General features: G+C 62.4%; 15 protein-coding genes. 6 read left to right on the top strand and 9 right to left on the bottom strand.

Going from position 1 to position 18,991, the window contains the following annotated elements:
- Positions 1-59: 59 nt before the first annotated feature.
- Both ACXYMS_RS02785 and murD read left to right on the top strand, forming a co-directional pair.
- A complete protein-coding gene (locus tag ACXYMS_RS02785) occupies positions 60-1,391 on the top strand; it encodes a hypothetical protein (RefSeq protein ID WP_458903497.1) in 1,332 nt (443 codons plus the stop codon).
- Positions 1,381-2,679 carry a UDP-N-acetylmuramoyl-L-alanine--D-glutamate ligase gene (gene murD / locus ACXYMS_RS02780; RefSeq protein ID WP_458903496.1) on the top strand — a complete coding sequence of 433 codons (1,299 nt, stop codon included), beginning with the start codon at positions 1,381-1,383 and terminating at the stop codon, positions 2,677-2,679. The genes ACXYMS_RS02785 and murD overlap by 11 nt, the downstream gene beginning before the upstream one ends.
- A 42-nt stretch (positions 2,680-2,721) precedes the next feature.
- On the opposite strand, the gene ACXYMS_RS02775 is transcribed toward murD, so the two are convergent.
- The gene (locus ACXYMS_RS02775) at positions 2,722-4,476 is read right to left on the bottom strand and encodes a hypothetical protein (protein ID WP_458903495.1); all 1,755 of its coding nucleotides are present in this window, start codon (positions 4,474-4,476) and stop codon (positions 2,722-2,724) included.
- Between the two features lie 282 nt (positions 4,477-4,758).
- Here ACXYMS_RS02775 and ACXYMS_RS02770 point away from each other — a divergent pair, with 282 nt between their 5' ends.
- Positions 4,759-5,205, top strand: coding sequence for a response regulator (locus ACXYMS_RS02770; protein WP_458903494.1), 447 nt, complete (start codon positions 4,759-4,761; stop codon positions 5,203-5,205).
- Between the two features lie 278 nt (positions 5,206-5,483).
- On the opposite strand, the gene ACXYMS_RS02765 is transcribed toward ACXYMS_RS02770, so the two are convergent.
- Positions 5,484-5,990, bottom strand: a complete 507-nt coding sequence (locus tag ACXYMS_RS02765; RefSeq protein WP_458903493.1) for an MgtC/SapB family protein — start codon at positions 5,988-5,990, stop codon at positions 5,484-5,486.
- 65 nt (positions 5,991-6,055) lie between these two features.
- On the bottom strand, positions 6,056-6,214 hold the full coding sequence (locus ACXYMS_RS02760) for a hypothetical protein (protein WP_458903492.1): 159 nt from the start codon (positions 6,212-6,214) through the stop codon (positions 6,056-6,058).
- A 134-nt stretch (positions 6,215-6,348) separates the two neighbouring features.
- Between ACXYMS_RS02760 and ade the strand changes: the two genes are divergently transcribed.
- Positions 6,349-8,058: an adenine deaminase gene (gene ade, locus ACXYMS_RS02755; RefSeq protein ID WP_458903491.1), complete on the top strand. Its 1,710-nt coding sequence runs from the start codon at positions 6,349-6,351 to the stop codon at positions 8,056-8,058.
- Between the two features lie 35 nt (positions 8,059-8,093).
- Here ade and ACXYMS_RS02750 read toward each other — a convergent pair whose 3' ends face one another.
- Positions 8,094-8,261, bottom strand: a complete 168-nt coding sequence (locus ACXYMS_RS02750) for a helix-turn-helix domain-containing protein (protein WP_458904591.1) — start codon at positions 8,259-8,261, stop codon at positions 8,094-8,096.
- 140 nt (positions 8,262-8,401) lie between these two features.
- On the opposite strand from ACXYMS_RS02750, the gene ACXYMS_RS02745 reads away from it, so the two are divergent.
- Together ACXYMS_RS02745 and ACXYMS_RS02740 are read left to right on the top strand one after the other, a co-directional pair.
- On the top strand, positions 8,402-10,030 hold the full coding sequence (locus tag ACXYMS_RS02745) for a CocE/NonD family hydrolase (protein WP_458903490.1): 1,629 nt from the start codon (positions 8,402-8,404) through the stop codon (positions 10,028-10,030).
- A gap of 215 nt (positions 10,031-10,245) precedes the next feature.
- A complete protein-coding gene (locus tag ACXYMS_RS02740) occupies positions 10,246-11,910 on the top strand; it encodes a tannase/feruloyl esterase family alpha/beta hydrolase (protein ID WP_458903489.1) in 1,665 nt (554 codons plus the stop codon).
- 184 nt (positions 11,911-12,094) lie between these two features.
- On the opposite strand, the gene ACXYMS_RS02735 is transcribed toward ACXYMS_RS02740, so the two are convergent.
- The 5 genes from ACXYMS_RS02735 to ACXYMS_RS02715 form a co-directional block, all read right to left on the bottom strand.
- Complete coding sequence (locus tag ACXYMS_RS02735) at positions 12,095-14,257, bottom strand: malate synthase G (RefSeq protein WP_458903488.1); 2,163 nt, start codon at positions 14,255-14,257, stop codon at positions 12,095-12,097.
- A 55-nt stretch (positions 14,258-14,312) separates the two neighbouring features.
- On the bottom strand, positions 14,313-15,614 hold the full coding sequence (gene guaD, locus ACXYMS_RS02730) for a guanine deaminase (RefSeq protein WP_458903487.1): 1,302 nt from the start codon (positions 15,612-15,614) through the stop codon (positions 14,313-14,315).
- A complete protein-coding gene (locus ACXYMS_RS02725; RefSeq protein WP_458903486.1) occupies positions 15,611-16,828 on the bottom strand; it encodes a urate hydroxylase PuuD in 1,218 nt (405 codons plus the stop codon). Before ACXYMS_RS02725 ends, guaD begins: the two co-directional genes overlap by 4 nt.
- A 96-nt stretch (positions 16,829-16,924) precedes the next feature.
- Positions 16,925-18,010 carry a BMP family ABC transporter substrate-binding protein gene (locus ACXYMS_RS02720; protein WP_458903485.1) on the bottom strand — a complete coding sequence of 362 codons (1,086 nt, stop codon included), beginning with the start codon at positions 18,008-18,010 and terminating at the stop codon, positions 16,925-16,927.
- 56 nt (positions 18,011-18,066) lie between these two features.
- Positions 18,067-18,990 carry an ABC transporter permease gene (locus ACXYMS_RS02715; RefSeq protein WP_458904589.1) on the bottom strand — a complete coding sequence of 308 codons (924 nt, stop codon included), beginning with the start codon at positions 18,988-18,990 and terminating at the stop codon, positions 18,067-18,069.
- Position 18,991 lies beyond the last annotated feature (1 nt).

The raw sequence follows: 18,991 nt of genomic DNA, 5'->3' as shown, positions 1-18,991 counted from the left end.
GCCACACTCCCACCATCGCCGCAAATCACCTATATGGAAGGTAAGCCAGCGAGTAACCCGTGACCGAATTCTTCCGCATCGAACGTCCTTCCTTCAACCCCGCCAGCGGCGAGGCGCGCTTTTCCTATGGGCTCAACGACCTGGCCTTCAGCGAAGTGCTGATACTGCCACAGGGCGCTGACGTCGAAATGACCGGTTCGGCCGCCTTCGAGAAACTCCTGGGCCTCACTGCGCTGGTGCTCGGCGTCAGTTACTTCAAGCTGCGCGCACCCCTTGCTATCCAGGCTCCCGACATTCCTCTCTCCGAAGCCGAGCGGGCCTTTGTCATCGATGTCTATGAGAATGGCCTGGGGGAATTCTATGCCCGCAACAATCTGGCGCGTTTCGGCAAGCTGGTTCTGACTGCTCCCCACGATAAGGATGCCTGCAAGCCAGCCCCGGTACTGCCCGAGCGCACGCTGCTGCCGATTGGTGGGGGCAAGGACTCGCTGGTCAGCGTCGATCTCCTCACCCATACCGGACAGTTCTTCACGCCTTTCGCCGTCAATTCTAAGGGGCCGATCCTGGCCTGCGTGGAAACCATTGGCACCGCGCCGCTCTATGTCAGCCGGAGGCTCGACGCCGAGATGATCCGGCTCGGCCAGGAACCCGGCTTCTTCAATGGCCATGTGCCCTCGACTGCCATCAATTCCATGATCGCCTCGCTCTGCGCGCTGCTCTTTGGCTATGACCAGATTGTGCTCTCCAATGAGCGCTCGGCCAGCGAGGGCAATGTGGTGTTCGACGGGCGCGAGACCAATCACCAATATTCCAAGTCGCTGGGCTTCGAACTGCTGATCGCCGATACGCTCGCCAATGCCACCGGCGGCGCGCTGAAATATTTCTCCCTGCTCCGTCCCTATTCGGAGGCACGCATCGCCTCGCTTTTTACCAAGGAGAGCAAGTTCGACGCGGTCTTTTCCAGCTGCAACCGCAATTTCCGTCTCACCGGCAATGACGGGCATTTATGGTGCGGCGAGTGCCCGAAATGCCATTTCGTCTTCCTGATCTTTGCCCCCTTCATGGCCAAGGATCGCCTGCTGCGCATTTTCGGCAAGAACCTGCTCGATACGCCGGCCAATGAACAATCCTTCCGCGAACTGGCGGGGCTGACCGGCCAGAAGCCCTGGGAATGCGTGGGCGAAATCCTGGAAGCCGCCGCCTGTTTCTACACCCTTACCCGCCATGCCGACTGGCATGAGGATGCCATCGTGCGCAGCGTCAAGGCGGACCTCTTTAACCAGTATGGCGAGGAGAAGCTGCAAAGGGCCATGGCGGAATGCCTGACCGACAGCCACGACCATCACATTCCCCCCGCGCTCGCCGCCAAGGTGGCAGCCTATGCGGTTTGAAGAGCCGGTCCTGCTCTATGGCGCCGGGCGCGAGGCCCTCTCGACCCGCGCCTTTCTCAAGGCGCGCCAGCCGGATCTCATGGTTTTTGTGACGGTTGACAGCGGCACCGCCGACATTCCCGAGACCGAGCAGATCGCCGTGGCCAACCTGCCCGCCGCCATCGCGGCCCATCGCTTCGGCGCAATCGTCAAGAGCCCGGGCGTTTCGCGTTACAAGCCGGTTCTCGAGTTGGCTCGTGCCGCCGGCATTCCGGTCACCTCCAACCTCAATCTCTGGGGCGCCGCCTTTCGGCATAACCGGACCGTCATCGCCATCACCGGCACCAAGGGCAAGTCGACTACCGCCACACTGACCCATCTGATGCTGGCCCGCTCCGGCATCAATGCGGGCCTCGCCGGCAATGTCGGGCTAGCCCCGCTCGACATTGCCGACAAGCATCCGGTCGTGGTCTTCGAACTCTCCAGCTACCAGACGGCCGACATGAATTTCCTGCCCGACGTCGCGGCACTGACCAATCTCTATCCCGAACATGTCGACTGGCATGGGTCGGTCGAGCGCTACTACGCCGACAAGCTGCATCTAATCGACCGGGACGGCGACTTTGCGGTGGCTCTGGGCGCCACGGCGCGCGGCAATGCGATGGTCGCAAAGGCGGTTCGCGACCATCGCCGCCTGCTGCCGGTCCTGGCGCCAGAGACAGCCTTAGCCATCGAAAGTGCGGTTGCGCGTTCGCGCCTGCGCGGCGCCCACAATCTCGACAATGCCCTGCTCGCTGCCCAGATCACCCTGGGCGTCGGTGGCACCCTTGACGGCATCCTCCAGGGTATCACGGCCTTCCGCCCCCTGCCCCACCGCCTTGAAGAACATCGGATCGGCGCAGTGACCATCGTCAACGATTCCATCTCGACCACGCCCGAGGCCACCAAGGCCGCACTGGCCGCCTATCCGGGCCGCCGCATCGCCCTGATTGCCGGCGGCCACGAGCGCGAGCAGGACTATGCCGAACTGGCATCGCTTCTGGCCCAGCGCGGCGTCACGACGCTGGTCACCCTGCCGGTCACCGGCGAACGGCTGGCGCGCGCCACCAACGCCATCGCCAAGGACATTCTCGTCATTGAGGCACCCGATCTGGAGACAGCTGTCGCTTCGCTGGCCGGTCAACGGGACCGTTTCGATACGGTGATCCTCTCCCCCGGCGCCCCGTCCTACAACCAGTTCAAGAATTTCGAGGAGCGCGGCACTCGCTTTGTCGAATTGTGCCGAACACATTTCCCAACCGGCGCGTGAGGCGTGGCTTGTGCGCTAGCGATGCTGCGCGCAGCACACGGCTCAGTAAGGGCCGACAAGGCTTTTTTCGGGGACCCCGACCTTGAGTAGGGTGAGCTCAATCTGCCCCAGCAGAGCCTGATCGGTCATGCGGCGCTGCAGCCGGGTCATGATGCCGCTACTGCGAAAAGTCGGCACTTCAAGGATCCTGGGCAACACCTGCCCTACCGCCGCCACATCCCCGGCGCCCTGAGCAATGAGAATGGAGAGGATCGGACCCAGCTCGGTGTCCACCTGCCCGCATTCCTGAGCGAGGCGCTGCGCGCGCTGGAACATGTTGTTTTCCAGCGCCGCCATGGCCGGGACGCAATTGAACCAGTCGGGAACCTCGAGCGGAGGCACTGCGATGATCGCCCGCTGCGCCAGTGGAATGGCTTGGTCCAACCGCCCAATCAGCGCCAGATGACGCGCATGGGCAGCCGTGGCGTCGATATTTGCGGTGCTGAGTTGCAGCGCCGTTCCATATGCAGACTCGGCCTCCTCATGCAGACCCATGGCTTCATGCACGCGGGCCTGTTGTTCCCAGACGAAACTGCTCGTTGGAGCAATGCGCAACGCCTCGGCAAGAAGCGCCTCTGCCTCACGATACCGCTCGATCTGCTGCTCGCTGTTCCATGCCCCATCAAGCGGCGCCTCGGCCAGCAGGCTGGCCCGCGCGGCGATGACATTGCCGTTGGCCTGATCTGCCGCAGGCAAGGCCCTCAGGCAGGAGTTCAGTCGCAAGGTATTGCCCGTGGTGGGGGCCGCCCGGTATGCTCCGAACAGCACGCCACACAGATAGGGGTTCTCCTGGCCGGTTATGTCGGTCCTGTCCAGGAAATCCCTTGCCCTCTCATGCAGAGGACCGCGGGGCCCACCCAATCTCAGAATGAGCTCCTGCGAGATAAAATCTATCCCTCCACGCCTTGCAATCTGATCGCGTGGAATGTCGGCCGACCAATTCCAGACGACATTGTTGTCGATCGTATCGGTCAGGATGGCGTTGAACTGGAACTCTCCAGTCTTGGCACTGCTGTTGCGCACAATGCCTGTGAGTAGGAAGTCATCCTGTCGATCGGTCTCCGCAGTGACGCTGCCGCGACCACTGAAGACTGTGTCCACAAGCAGCACCTGTTCGAAATCGGAAACAAGTTCAACTGCGAGGGCGGCGATGGAGGGTGTCAGGGACAGGTCGCCGGTAAGGTTCTGGAACTCCATGATCCGCAGCAGCGGCATCTGGATCGCTCCCGCAGCAACCACCTGCCGCTCCAGACGCGGACCCAATGTCGCCAGTGAATAGGTGATGGCCGTCGCGCCAAGGGCCAGCACCAGCAGCACGAACCAGGATATCGTGACATGGCCACGCGGATGTTTATGGGACACCGGAGGAGCAATAACACTGAGCTCACGGCCGGTGGGCTTATCCGACGGCTCCGTCGCCGAGTCGACAAAATCAGGGACATAGCGGCCGATCGGCAACTCGATGCGTAGCGGATCGTCACTGCCGGGACCCCGATAGTACTGGTCGAGCAGCCCCCTCAGCCGGCGCGCCTGCACCCGCACAATGGGATCGGCCTGCGGATCGAAGTCCGGGGAGCGACCGAAAACATCCACGGCGATGGAATAGGCCTTGATCGATTGGGCATCCCCGACAAGCCGGCGCTCGACGATATAGCTCAGGAAGTTTGCCAACTGAGGCGAGCGGGCGATGTCCGGCCAGGCCAGCACGCGCGCCAATGCCTGATTTACTCCCTCCGTGTCAGCATCGCCGTCCAACACACTCAAACTCCCGCCACTTAGGGTAGTTTGCGCTTCTTTACATGTAAAATACAAGGGCCGCTTACCCCTGTTTTACCCTGTTTTGCCTCCCCTCGCGGCGCGACTTCAATCATATGCCGCCCTGTCGATGTCACGAACTCGACATGTTTCCCGAGCGGTCAGGCCCCGCCGGGCGTGTTCTACAAACCGTATAAACCACTCTGCCCGAGCGAATACGGCTTTCGGACAGCGATGGCGTTTTGTTGTGTTCGGACCCCGTGCGGCACGGGGATGAGGTGACTATTGAACGTTGTTTCAGACGATACGCCTTTCATCGCGTTGATTGATGATGACGGGCATTCGGCGCACCTGCTGACCCGCATGTTGCTGGCCCATGGCGCTCCGGAAGTCAGGCATTTCAGTTCGACTGCATCCGGCGAGGCCTTTCTGGCAGCGACGCTGGCAGACACGAGCCGCGAATGGCCAGGCATGGTGATCGTTGACCTGAAGGCCCATAGCGGCGCGAACCTTGAGTTCATCGCTCGCAACCAGGCTCTGCTCCGGCAAAAGGGTATCCCCATTGCCGTCATGACGCAGACCACGGACCGGGTCGGTCGCCAGGCACTGCATGAAGCAGGTGCTGCGGCGGTATTTTTTCGGCAGGCCGAACTCGATGCCTATCGGCATGAGGCGGCGGCCATAGTCAGTTTCTGGGCGCGCAATCAGCGCCTGGATGCGGTTGGCATGTGACTCCTGCGTCCACAGGTTACATGCCGATTGGCGGAGAGTAATGCTGCGCGTTGGTCCTCGGGCCGGCCTGCATTCCCAAGTGTTCCTCTCCGCCGTTCGAAAAGGTCGGCGGTCTGCACCACCGTCGATCCTCTAGCGGTGATCCTGCTTGCGGGGTCTCGCTCACGGGCACGGATACGACACCTCCCGGTCGTGTCCGTACCGGGGGGAGAAGCATAACGTCGGTGGCGCGGTCCCTCAGCGCTGCCTGGCACGCCTGTTTGCTTCTCCCCGCGGCCCTACACGGGCTCGCCGCCATTCTTGTCCTCGCGGCCGCGAATGACGCCGTGCGCAAGGGCGCGCAGGGCCGCCATAACCAGTACCGCCAACAATGCCACGCCAGCCGCAACCAGGTAATAGCCGAGCGAAGTTGCGACGCCCACCGCACCGGCAAGCCACATTCCCGCCCCGGTCGTCAGCCCCTGAACACCCGCTCCGCTGCGAAAGATCGCGCCAGCGCCGAGAAACGCTATGCCCGCCGTAACCGCCTCCACTGCACGGATCGGGTCGGCTTGCGGCCCCTGAGGTCCGATATCGAGGGTGTGGAAAATTTCAAAGGCAAGGATGGTGAAGAGGGCCGCGGCGACCGACACCAGGATATGCGTCCGCAGTCCCGCCTCGGCAGTATTCATCTCCCGCTCGACGCCGATCAGTCCCCCAAGCACGGCCGCAATGACCAGCCGGATCGCGATGATGTGCGCCGGAAGATGGGTGTCCACCCAACCAAGACTATTGCCAATGTCCATGATGCCTGCCCGGTGAAGTGACGCTGGGGAAAGAACCCCCGGGCCCATCCCAGGTTCCCCATCGGTTATGCTGGTGCCGGCTGCATCATACCGAAGACCAGGTAGATAACGGCGAACAGCACCACAATACCGATCAGCGAGAAAATCAGCACGCGCAGGTTCATCCGTCGCGGATTGGCCTGCCGCACCTCGGTCTTGTTCTTGTTCGGATCATAGGTTTCCATCAGACGCTCCTTGTTGCCGTATCAGAACCAACGTGGCCCGGGCGCCGCCGGTTCCTTACCATGCAAGCACAAGGGCTTGACGGGGCAGGTCCGCAGGCTGACTTTTCGACATGACCAATAAAGAGAACAACATCATGACCAGTCCTGCCCTGCTCACCCGCATGATCATGGCCGGGCAAAGCAAGGCCCCGGCAGACCTCGTCATCCGCGATATCGGGCTGCTCGATGTCATCACCGGCGCTGTAACCATCACCGACATCGCTATCGTCGCCGACCGCATTGTGGGCACTCATGCCCGCTTCGAAGGCGCGCAGATCATCGACGGCGCCGGCCGCTTTGCCGTGCCTGGCTTCATCGACACCCATCTCCATATCGAGTCCTCGCTGGTTACCCCGCTCGAGTTCGACCGCTGCGTGCTACCCTATGGCGTTACCACAGCGCTCTGTGACCCGCATGAAATCGCCAATGTGCTGGGCGCGGAGGGCATTCGCTATTTCCTCGACAGTGCTGAGCGCACCATCATGGACGTGCGGGTCAATCTCTCGTCCTGCGTCCCCGCGACCCCGTTCGAAACGGCGGGCGCGCAACTGGAAATCGACGACCTTCTGCCATTCCGCTCCCATCCCAAGGTAGTGGGCCTGGCCGAGATGATGAATTTCCCCGGCGTGCTCAATGCCGATCCGGGAATCATAGCCAAGCTCGTCGCCTTCCAGGACGGCCATATCGATGGCCATGCGCCGTTGTTGCGTGGCGAAGCGCTCAACGGGTACCTCGCCGCCGGCATCCGCACCGACCATGAAGCCACCAGCGCCGCCGAGGCGCGTGAAAAGCTCGCAAAGGGCATGGCCATCCTCATTCGCGAAGGCTCGGTTTCGAAAGATCTTCAGGCCCTCGCCGAAATTCTCGACGAAAACACGTCGAGCTTCGTCGCCCTCTGCACTGACGACCGCAACCCTCTCGACATCGCCGAGGAAGGCCATCTCGACAGCTCCATCCGCCGGCTGATCGCCATGGGGCGGCCATTGCACCACGTCTATCGCGCCGCCAGCCACTCGGCTGCCCGCATCTTTGGCCTCAAGGATCGCGGCCTGATCGGCCCAGGCTGGCGCGCCGATATTGCCATTCTGGACAGCCTTGAGAATTGCCAGGTTACCGACGTGATCGCCGGCGGGCGCCTGGTCACGCCCGAACTTTTCGATACGCGAGGCCATGTCGAGCCGGTCGGCCTTCATTCCGTCAAGGCCAAGCCTGTCACCGCCGAGGCTTTCATCACCGCTCCTCGACCAGGCCAGAACCGCGTGCCCGTGATCGGCGTGCGGCCCGGCCTCATCCTCACCTTCCGCGAGGAGGCATCCCTCGCCGTCACCGAACAGGGCCTGCAACCCGATCTCGACGCTGACGTCATCAAGGTCGTCGTCATCGAGCGGCACGGCAAAAATGGCAATATCGGCCGCAGCTTCGTCACCGGCTTCGGATTGAAGCGCGGCGCCATCGCCTCCTCGGTAGGGCATGACAGCCACAACATCACCGTTGTCGGCACGAGCGACGCCGACATGGCCGTGGCAGTCAACCGATTGATCGAGCTGGGCGGCGGCTTCGCGGTTGCCGATGGCGGCGAAGTCACGGCGGAACTGGCCCTGCCCATTGCCGGACTGATGAGCCTGAAAGGCTTCGAGGCGGTAGCCCGCGATCTCGACCATCTGCGCGACGCCGCCAAAGCGCTCGACTGCGTCCTGCCCGAGCCATTTCTGCAGGTGGCATTCCTCGCTCTGCCGGTGATCCCGCATCTCAAGATGACCGACCAAGGCCTGTTCGACGTCGACAAATTCGACTTCGTCAACTGATCAGTCCGTTGCCAGGCCCCGGGCCAGAAGGCCGGTCACGGTCTCGATCTCGGCAGCTGATCCAGCCCCGTTGGCACGACGATCCGTCCGGCCAACGGCTTGACGATGCGCACCAGGAGATCCGTCTTGCTAGGAAAGTGCCGAAAGTTCCCGGCTTCCGAGACGCCAGCGCGGTCGGCAATGTCGCGCGTGCTGGTGGCCACACTCACTTACAGGCAAACCCCTTGGCAGGACAATGCCACTGGATCAGACTCGGCGCGCGCCACTTCGGCCAGGCCAGAAGGATCATGATGCGTTTCCCCTCACCCACCAGATCGCAAGACAGTTCGAGGCCAACCCCGTCATGAGCCTTTCTTCGCTCTATCTGGCCTGGGTGGAAGACCTGCCGCCGCGGCTCAATGGCGTGCGCCGGAAACGCAGCATTCCGGTGATCATGGCCGATGGGGTGGTGCTGAAAACCGACCATTATGCGCCGGATTCGCCGGGGCCTCATCCGACCATATTGATGCGGCTTCCTTATGGAAGGCGGGGGTTTGCGCCGATTGCGGAGGCCTATGCCGAGCGCGGGTTTCATGTGGTGATTCAAGCCTGTAGGGGTACCGAGCGCTCAGGTGGGGAGTTCGATCCCTTTGCCAATGAGCGCGCCGACGGCCTGGCGACCCTGGACTGGATCAGGACCCAGGAGTGGTTTGATGAACGGATCGGCCTGACCGGGCCGAGCTATCTCGGATATGCCCAATGGGCCATCTGCGACGCCCTGCCCCCCACCGCGGCAATGGCCACCAAGGTGACCACGACGAACTTCCGGCCTGTGGTGTTCCCCTCGGGCGCCTTCCACCTCAATCTCTGGCTTTCCTGGGTGCAGGTGGTGGAGGGGTTGCGAAGCCGGACGCTGGCGACGGCGGCCCGCATGTTTTCGGGCGATATCGAGCGCCGCACCGAGAGAGCAGCCGCCGTCTTGCCGCTGATCGAGGCCGACAAGGCCGTGGTCGGCCACGAAATCGGTTTCTGGCGGCACTGGTTCGAACATGCCATCGGCAATGATGATTTCTGGGCCGACCTCGACCATCGGCACCGCCTGAGCGAGAGCACCCCACCGGTACATTTCATTTCCGGCTGGTACGATTTCATGCTCGACCCCCTGCTGGCCGATTATCAGCGGCTGGTCGCGCTGGGCCATCGGCCCTACCTCACTATCGGCACCTGGTTCCACATTGCCGAGGAATTGCAGCGCGACAATCTGCGCGAGACGCTGGCCTGGATGCGCGCCTGGCTGATGGGCGACCGTTCCGGCCTGCGAGCGCGACCTGTGCGCCTTCATGTTTCGGGGCGCAATGCCTGGCACGAATTCGACACCTATCCGCCCGGCGTCGCCGCACCGCAGACCTGGATGCTGGCCGCCAATGGTAATCTTGTGGACCACGGCTCCGCCGGAACCGGCAGCGACACCTATCGCTATGACCCTGCCGACCCGACGCCGAACCTGGGCGGCGCCATCTTCGCCTTTACCGGCGCCGGCGCGGTGGACAATGCTCCGCTCGAGGCGCGCCTAGATGTGCTCACCTATACCAGCCGGGTCCTCACAAGCGAGGTGACCATTATCGGGCAATGCATGGTCACGTTGAAAGCGCGCGCCAGCCTGCCCGATGTCGATTTCTTCGTGCGACTCTGCGACGTGGGACCGGATGGCTTTTCGCGCAACATCTGCGATGGCTTTACGCGTGTGACCCCCGACAACCCGACCGAAATCGATGGCAGTTGGAGCCTTTCCATCCCGCTTCATGCGACGGCCCACGGCTTCCTGCCCGGGCATCGCCTGAGGCTGCTGATCGCCTCAGGAGCCCACCCGCGTTATGCGCGTAACATGGGCACCGGCGAGCCAATTAACACCGCCACGACAATGCGCGCCAATGACGTCGAAATCCTCCAGTCCGGCTCCACGATCACCCTGCCGACATACGCGTTGGATTGACGAACGTGCCTCAAATCTCGGCCGGAAAAATTTTCCACAGCCTTGGCCAAGCCCATTGCTAAATCGATAAAGCCTAGCCCGTTGAACGGGTTCGCGTTTTGTCGACAGAGAGGGCACGTCGTCGCAAGACAGCCTCACATCACACCAGTGCCCTTGCCTATTTTGTTATTCTGCATAACCATATCCGGGCATCACAGATGCATTGGGAGGATGAGATGAAATCAGGATGGCGGAATTCCGTCGCGCTGGGCGCGATGCTGGCGGCGGCCTCATGGGCCGGCGCGGCACAGGCGCAGGCGCTCGACTGCGCTGACGTCGCCACGCATGACTTCGGGGTCGAGGGCCTCGTCGTCACCGAGGCACTGGCCGAAGCTTTGGGCGAGAACGCGCCCGTCGCCCATTGCCTCGTGCGGGGCCATGTTGGCGAACGCACCGGCATTGACGGCAACACCTACAGGATCAGCTTCGAAATGCGCCTGCCGAACGACTGGAACGGCCGGTTTGTGCATCAGTTCAATGGTGGCAATGACGGGTCCGTGGTTCCGGCCATGGGCAATCTGCTCAACGCCGATCCCGCCGACTCGGCACTGGCGCGCGGCTATGCCGTGGTCTCCAGCGATGCCGGCCATGATGGCGCCGCCCAGCCCGATGCCGGCCTCGCCGCCGGCGCCAAGTTCGGCTTCGATCCCGAGGCCCGCAGCGACTATGGCTATGGCGCGGTGATGAAGCTCAATCCCGTCGCCACCGGCATGGTCGAAGCCTATTACGGCGACGAGATCGCCTATAGCTACGGTGTCGGCGGCTCCAATGGCGGGCGCCATGCCATGGTGCAGGCCACCCGCTCGCCCGAGGCCTTCGACGGCATCCTCGCCGGTTATCCCGGCTTCAACCTGCCTCGCGCCGCCGTGCAGCACGCCTGGGACGTCCAGAGCTTCCACGCCGTCAATGGTGATGTCCGCAAGGCGTTCACGCCCCAGGACCTGCAAATCGTCGGCGACGCTATCGTCGCTGCCTGTGATGGCCTGGATGGTCTCGAAGACGGCATCATTGCCGACAGCCCGGCCTGCCAGGCAACCTTCGACATCTCCAGCCTGGCCTGCGCGGCCGGCACGACCAACCAGTGCATCAGCCCCGAACAGGTCGAAGCCCTTCGGCGCATCCATGCCGGTCCGACCAATTCCAAGGGTGAAGCGCTATACACAAACTGGGCCTGGGATCGTGGCATCGCCACCGGCGACTGGCGCTTCTGGAAGCTCGAAAGCCCCATTCCGCCCTGGGACAATCTCCCGCTGATCGCCACCATGGGAGCATCTTCGCTGGCCATGGTCTTTTCCAATCCGCCAGTCGAAGTCGGCGGCGATCCAAGCTCGCTGTTGCAGTTCCTGCTCGATTACGACTTCGACACTGATGCGACAGTCACGGCAACTGACGCCACCTTCACCGAGTCGCCGGTCGAGTTCATGACCCCCACCGATATGGAAAATCCCGAACTAGCGGAATTCCGTGAGGCCGGCGGCAAGATGATCGTCTTCCACGGTATGAGCGACCCGGTCTTCTCGGTGATGGACACCATCAACTGGTACAAAAAGCTCGACACCAATAATGGCGGCAATGCCGAGGACTTTGCGATGCTCTACACGGTGCCCGGCATGGGCCATGGGCCCGGCAGCCCGGCAACCGACAAGTTCGACGCCTTCAACGCCCTGGTGGACTGGGTCGAGAACGGTTCCGCACCGAGCCATCTGGTGGCCGAAGTCACGCCGGACAACCAATATGTCCCCGAGATGATCGGCATCACCCGCAAGCTCTGTCCCTATCCGGCCATTGCCCGCTATACTGGCGGCGATGAAGCCAGCCATGAAAGCTTCACCTGCGAGTGAAGGTGAAGCGGAGCGCGGATGTTTCCACACCCACCGGCGCGACACCTCCCCCTTGACGGGGGACGATGGGTTGGGGTGTGCACGCACTGGGTGCCCGGGGCGGAACCACCCCTCCCCAACCCTCCCCGTCAAGGGGAGGGTGCTCTATCGAGTGCGACCGGCCATTTGAGAAAAGTTGGAGACGCTAGTTTCCGGTCCGTGCCTTCACCTTGCGCCGGGCCGCATGCAGCAGCGGCTCGGTATAGCCCGAGGGCTGGTCGGCGCCACGCAGCGCAAGGTCCAATGCGGCCTGAAACGCGACGGACTGGAAATTGTCGGACATCGGCCGATAGAGCGGATCACCGGCATTCTGCTCGTCCACGACGCCCGCCATGCGTTCGAATACCGTCGTCACGTCGTCGCGGCTGACGAGGCCATGCCGGAGCCAATTGGCAACGGCCTGCGAGGAAATGCGGCAGGTGGCGCGGTCTTCCATCAGCCCCACATTGTTGATGTCGGGCACCTTGGAGCAGCCCACGCCCTGCTGCACCCAGCGCACCACATAGCCCAGGATGCCCTGCGCATTGTTTTCCAGCTCGCGGGTGATCTCTTCGCGGCTGAGCGAATAGGGCACCTGCACCGGCATGGAGAACAGGTCGCTCAATTGCGGCACGGCCTGGTTGTGCCGGCGCTTCTGCGCCTCGAACACGTCGACCTGGTGATAATGCAGCGCATGCAGCGTCGCCGCAGTGGGCGAAGGCACCCAGGCGGTATTGGCGCCGGCATTGGGATGGCCGATCTTGGCCTCCATCATCGCTGCCATGTCGTCGGGCCGCGCCCACATGCCCTTGCCGATCTGCGCCTTGCCGGAGAACCCGCAGCTAAGGCCGATCAGCACATTGCGATCCTCGTAGGAATGGATCCACTTTTCGGACTTGATCTCGTCCTTGCGCAGCACGGCGCCCGCTTCCATCGAGGTGTGGATTTCATCGCCCGTGCGATCGAGGAAGCCGGTATTGATGAAGAAGACGCGATGGCGCGCCTCGTAGATCGCCGCCTTGAGATTGGCCGATGTGCGCCGCTCCTCGTCCATGATGCCGATTTTGATGGTGTTGGGCTTGAGGCCCAGGAACCCTTCGACCGAGGCGAAGATGGCGCAGGCAAAACCCACCTCTTCCGGCCCATGCATCTTGGGCTTCACCACATAGATCGAGCCATGGCGCGAATTTCCGCCCTTGTCGTGCAGCGCACAAAGGGCCGTGAGGGCGGCATCCATCAGACCTTCGCCCACAGGCTTGCCATCGTGCAGCACCGCGTCGGTGGTCATAAGGTGACCCACATTGCGCACCAGCAGCAGCGAGCGGCCCTTGAGCACCAGCGGCTTGCCGTCGGCGCCATTGTAGTCCCGGTCGGCCTTGAGTGTACGGGTGACGGTTTTGCCGCCCTTTTCGAACGTGTCCGCCAGCGTGCCGGTCATTAGCCCCAGCCAGTTGCGATAGACCCCGACCTTGTCCTCGGCGTCGACAGCGGCCACGGAATCCTCGCAGTCCTGGATCGTGGTCAGCGCCGCCTCGACCAGGACATCGCTGAGCCCTGCCGCATGGGTCGCGCCGATGGCGCTGGTCGGATCGATCAACAGCACCGCATGCAGGCCGTTGTGGCGCAGCACGATCTCGGCCTTGCCGCCCTCGCCGGAATAGCCAACGAAAGCCGCGCCGTCCTTGAGCGTTGCAGGCCCATTCTTGGTATCGATGACGAAATTGGCCAGGCCCGCCTGCTCGGCCACCACATAAGCTGTGACGTCGGCATGGCTGCCTGTCGAAAGCGGAAAGGCTTGGTCGAGAAAAGCTGCCGCTCGCGCCACCACGGCCGCGCCGCGGGCCGGATTATAGCCCTTGGCCGGCGCCAGATCGCCATCGCGACCAATCACATCGGTGCCGTAGAGCGCATCATAAAGGCTGCCCCAGCGGGCATTGGCGGCGTTGAGCGCATAGCGGGCATTGGAGACCGGCACCACCAGCTGTGGCCCGCAAACGGTGGAAATTTCCGGGTCGAGCCTGTCGGTTTCGATGCTGAAATCCGCGGGCTCGTCGACTAGGTACCCGATGTCCTTGAGAAAGAATTCGTAGCCCTGCGGATTGTTCGCCACTGGGCCATATTTGCGATGCCAGTCATCGATCCTGGCCTGGAGATCGTCGCGCTTGGCCAGCAGCCGCGCATTGGTCGGCACATGCTCGCGCATCAGGCCCGCCAGGCCATCCCAAAACTGATCTGCCGATACCGCCAGCCCCGGCAGCGCTTCCTTTTCGACAAAGTCGACAAGAAGGGGGTGCACAGACAGGCCGGATTTCGTCAGATAGTCGGTCATGTTGGGGCTCTCTAGAAGGGAACGTGTGCAAGGTGTAGGCCAAAGCCCACCGGGTTCACAACCCGACCAAAGTGGACTTCGCCCTTGCGCCGGCCACATAGACCTCCGCCACCGCGCGGTCATCGCCAAGCGTCTGGAGCAGGAACAGTTCCTCGGCCAGCGTCTCGACCGTCGCCCTGCGCATGCGCATGGTCGGGGTCGCGCCGGCATCGAGAATGATGAGATCGGCCGCGTGACCGGGGGCTATCGACCCAATTTTCTGTTCCAGCCCCAGCGCCTCGGCATTGCCGCGGGTTGCCATGTGGAAGGAGGCGAACGGATTGAGCCGCTGGCCCCTCAGTTGCAATACCTTGTAGCCCTCGTCCAACGTGCGCAGCATGGAAACGCTGGTGCCCCCGCCAATATCGGTAGCAATCCCGACGCGCACTCCGTTGCTCATCAGCCGCTCGCGGTCGAAAAGGCCCGAGCCAAGAAAGAGGTTCGATGTCGGGCAGAACACCGCCACCGAACCGGTCTCTGCCAGCACTGCCGTCTCGCGGTGATTGAGATGAATGCAATGTCCGAGCAGCGTCTTGCGGCCCAGCAGCCCATAATCCTCGTAGATCCCTGTATAGTCCTTCGCGCCGGGATAAAGCTCCATGGAATAGGTGATCTCGGCGTCGTTCTCGCTGAGATGGGTCTGCACATGGCAATCGGGATGCTCGGTCACCAGCGCCTGCGCCGCCGACATCTGCTCTGGCGTCGAGGTAATGGCAAAGCGCGGCGAGATGGCATAGAGCGCCCGTCCCCGCCCATGCCAACGCGCAATCAGCGCCTTGGTGTCGTCGTAGCTCGACTGCGCCGTATCGCAGAGCCCCTCGGGTGCATTGCGATCCATCATCACCTTGCCGCCGACCATCAGCATGTTGCGCCGCTGCGCTTCGGCGAAAAAGGCATCGACGCTGCGCGGATGACTTGAACAATAGGCCACGGCTGTCGTCGTGCCATGCCGGATCAGTGCGTCGTAGAAATCTACTGCCACCGCATCGGCATGCCCCTGCTGGGAGAATTTCTGTTCTTCGATGAAGGTATAGGTATTGAGCCATTCGAGCAGCGAACCGGCATAAGCGGCCATCATCTGGCTCTGCACATAATGCAGGTGCGGGTCGATGAAACCAGGCAGGATCAGATTGGGCCGGTGGTCGATGATAACTGCGTCGGCGGTATTGATGGTCGCGAAATCACCGACGTCGACGACCAGCCCGTCCTCAATACTAACGGCCCCGTCTTCGAGATAGAGGTAGCTCTCTGCATCGTCGATGCCCTGTGGGGCGCGATGAAAACTCAGCACTCGCCCGCGCAGGATTGTGCGACTCATGAGCCGGACCCTTCGCGATACCACTCGACCAGCAGGGCCCGCTCGGCCGCAGTCATCTCGGTGACATTGCCCGGCGGCATGGCGTGGCTCCAGCCGGCCTGCATGGCGATTTCATGGGCGTGGTTGGCAATGGCGACATCATTGTCGAGAATGACATTCTTGGGCGCCTGGTAGACCCCTTCCCATACCGGCTCGGCTGTATGGCACATGGCGCAGCGGGTTTGCACCGTCAGGCTCGCAGAGGCGAAATGCTCAGTCGCCATGAATTTTTCGCCCGTCGCGGTGGCCAGGTTCTCCACCGGCAATCTGGGTGAGGTCGAAAGCCAGGCGATAACCAGCATCAGGATCACAGCGATGGCCCAGGTCCAGTGCGGATTGCCCTTCCGCGCGTGGCGGGTGTTGAAATAGTGTCGGATGACCACGCCGACGAGGAAGATCAGACTGGCAATGATCCAGTTCCACTGCGTGGCGAAGGCCAGCGGATAATGGCTCGAGAGCATGAAGAAGATGACCGGGAGGGTCAGGTAGTTGTTGTGCAGCGAGCGCTGCTTGGCGATCTTGCCATATTTGGCGTCGGGCACCCGCCCGGCCTTGAGATCCCCCACCACGATCTTCTGGTTGGGGATGATGACCATCGCCACATTGGCGGTCATGATGGTGGCGGTGAACACCCCCATATGCAGCATGGCCGCGCGGCCTGTGAACAGCTGCGTATAGCCCCAGCTCATGGCGACGAGGATCGCGAACAACACCAGCATCAGCCCGGTGGTCGACTGCCCGATGGGGGATTTGCACAGCGTGTCATAAAGCAGCCAGCCCAGCACGATGGAGCCGGCCGAGAGCAGAATCGCCACCCAATTGGGCACGTCGAGAACATTGCGGTCGATCAGGAACAGGTCAGCCCCGACATAGTAGAGCAGCGCCATCAGCATGGCGCCCGATAGCCAGGTCGCGTAGCTCTCCCATTTGAACCAGGTCAGATGCTCGGGCAGGAATTCGGGCGCCACCAGATACTTCTGGATGTGATAAAAGCCCCCGCCATGTACCTGCCACTCCTCGCCATGCGCCAGCGGCGGCAGGCTCGGGGTCTTTCTCAGGCCCAGGTCAAGCGCGATGAAATAAAAGGACGAACCGATCCAGGCGATGGCCGTGACCACATGCAGCCAGCGCGCTGCAAACATCGCCCATTCGTAGAAGATTGCCAGATCGCCCATCACTTCATCCTGTATTCCGCCCTGTTCCTCTCCCCGAGGGAAGAAGAAAAAGGGCGGGCCAAAACCCGCCCCTCTCAAATCGCATCGGCCAACCAATCAGGCCGGCGGAATGACGCCTTCGACATACCAGTCCATGCTGAGCAATTCCGCATCGGTGAGCGTTACGCCGGCCGGGACGCGCTCGGCGCCGGTATGGTCGTTGATCGGGCCGGTGAAGATGTTGAACGTGCCATCGATCTGACCCTGACGTACGGCTTCAGCAGCCGCCTTGACGTCTTCGGGAACCTTGGGTCCGTAAGGCCCGATCTGCACTTCGCCTTCCTTGAGGCCGGGCCAGCTGTCCTTGCTTTCCCAGGTGCCGTCGATCACCGCCTGCGCGGTCTTGACATAATGCGGACCCCAATTGTCGATGATCGAGGTCAACTGGGCCTGCGGGGCAAAGGCGCTCATGTCGGCGCCCTGGCCGAAGCCGCCCACGATGCCGCGTTCCTCGGCAACCTGCAGTGCGGCGGGGCCGTCCGTGTGCTGAGTGATGACGTCGATACCCTGATCAATCATCGCCCGGGCGGCGTCGGCTTCCTTGGCCGGGTCGTTCCAGGTCGAGATGTAGACCGGGGTCATGGTAAAGTCAGGGTTCACCTGGCGGGCCGCAAGGGTAAAGGCGTTGATGCCCATCACCACCTCAGGGATCGGGAAGGAGCCGATGTAGCCGCCCTTGCCGGTTTCCGACATATGGCCGGCAACAGTGCCGGCGACGGCACGGCCCTCATGGAAGCGAGCATTGTAGGTCGCAACATTGTCGGAACGCTGGTAGCCGGTCGCATGCTCGAACTTCACGTCCGGGAACTGCTGGGCGACCTTGATGACATAGTCGCCATAGCCGAAGCTGGTTGCAAAGATCAGGTCATGGCCCGACTGCGCCAGTTCGCGCAACACGCGCTCGGCATCCGGACCTTCGGGTACGTTCTCGACATAGGTGGTCTCGACCGCATCGCCCAATTGCTCTTCAAGATAGAGCCGCCCTTGGTTATGCGCGTAGTTCCAGCCATTGTCGTTGATCGTGCCGATGTAAATGAAGCCGACCTTGAGCGGCTCGGACTGAGCAAGGGCGACGCTACCGAGCAGCGGCAGCATGGCGACCGTTACGCCGGTCTTGAGGATGGTGCGACGATTGATTGTCATTGGCTTTCTCCTGAATGACTCTTCGTTGTGAATTGGGACGATCGTTTCACGCCGCCTCAATTGCTGGGCAAGAACGGCTTGCCGAGGCAGGCCGGAGCATTGGTGGACGCGTCGCGGCGCAGCGATATCAGCACCAGTACCACGACGGTGGCAAGATAGGGCATGGCGGCCCAGAGTTCGGCGGGGATGACCGAAAGCGGCCCGCCGCTGGCCTTGGCATAGAGTTCCATGGTCATGACGAGGCCGAAGAGATAGGCGCCCGCCAGCAGCCGGAACGGCTTCCATGATGCAAACACAACCAGCGCCACGGCAATCCAGCCGCGGCCGGCCGTCATCCGCTCGGCCCATTGCGGGGTCAGCAGCAGCGGGAAACAGGCCCCGCCAATGCCCGCCATGGCACCGCCGAACATCACCGCCATGTAGCGCACGCCGACCACCGAATAGCCGATCGAATGAGCCGACAGGTCGTTCTCGCCGACGGCTCGAAGGATCAGCCCGGCGCGGGATTTCTTGAGAAACCACCACACCGCAACGACCATGGCGAAGGAGAAATACACCAGCGCCGAATAGCCGAACAGCACGCGCCAGATGGGATGCGTCGCCAGCTCGGCCGGAAACATTGGGCCTAGCAGGGTCACCGGCCGGGCGGAATAGCCCTGCCCCGCCAATGCAGAAAATCCCGTTCCGAAAATGGTCAGTGCCAGACCGGTGGCCGTCTGGTTGGCCGAAAGGCTCAATGTCAGGAAGCCGAAGATCAGCGACGTCGCCACCCCGGCGGCGGCGGCCAGCAGAATGGCGAGATAGTGGTTGCCGGTGGTGAACAGCACGACGAAGGCGGTGATCGCACCCACCAGCATCATCCCTTCGACGCCCAGATTGAGCACGCCGGACTTCTCGACCACTAGTTCGCCGAGAGCGGCAATCAGGATTGGGGTCGAGGCGCCCACAACGGTGACGATGATAGCAATGACGAGTTCAATC

This window comes from Devosia sp. CAU 1758 (assembly GCF_054482695.1).
This window is presented reverse-complemented; position numbering and strand designations above follow the sequence as displayed.

Excerpts from the sequence above, each read along its gene's own strand:
- ACXYMS_RS02765 (WP_458903493.1), bottom strand. The coding sequence starts at position 5,990 with ATGGACATTGGCAATAGTCTTGGTTGGGTGGACACCCATCTTCCGGCG.
- ACXYMS_RS02745 (WP_458903490.1), top strand. The coding sequence starts at position 8,402 with ATGAGCCTTTCTTCGCTCTATCTGGCCTGGGTGGAAGACCTGCCGCCG.
- murD (WP_458903496.1), top strand. The coding sequence starts at position 1,381 with ATGCGGTTTGAAGAGCCGGTCCTGCTCTATGGCGCCGGGCGCGAGGCC.
- ACXYMS_RS02760 (WP_458903492.1), bottom strand. The coding sequence starts at position 6,214 with ATGGAAACCTATGATCCGAACAAGAACAAGACCGAGGTGCGGCAGGCC.
- guaD (WP_458903487.1), bottom strand. The coding sequence starts at position 15,614 with ATGAGTCGCACAATCCTGCGCGGGCGAGTGCTGAGTTTTCATCGCGCC.
- ACXYMS_RS02735 (WP_458903488.1), bottom strand. The coding sequence starts at position 14,257 with ATGACCGACTATCTGACGAAATCCGGCCTGTCTGTGCACCCCCTTCTT.
- ACXYMS_RS02720 (WP_458903485.1), bottom strand. The coding sequence starts at position 18,010 with ATGACAATCAATCGTCGCACCATCCTCAAGACCGGCGTAACGGTCGCC.
- ade (WP_458903491.1), top strand. The coding sequence starts at position 6,349 with ATGACCAGTCCTGCCCTGCTCACCCGCATGATCATGGCCGGGCAAAGC.
- ACXYMS_RS02740 (WP_458903489.1), top strand. The coding sequence starts at position 10,246 with ATGAAATCAGGATGGCGGAATTCCGTCGCGCTGGGCGCGATGCTGGCG.
- ACXYMS_RS02725 (WP_458903486.1), bottom strand. The coding sequence starts at position 16,828 with ATGGGCGATCTGGCAATCTTCTACGAATGGGCGATGTTTGCAGCGCGC.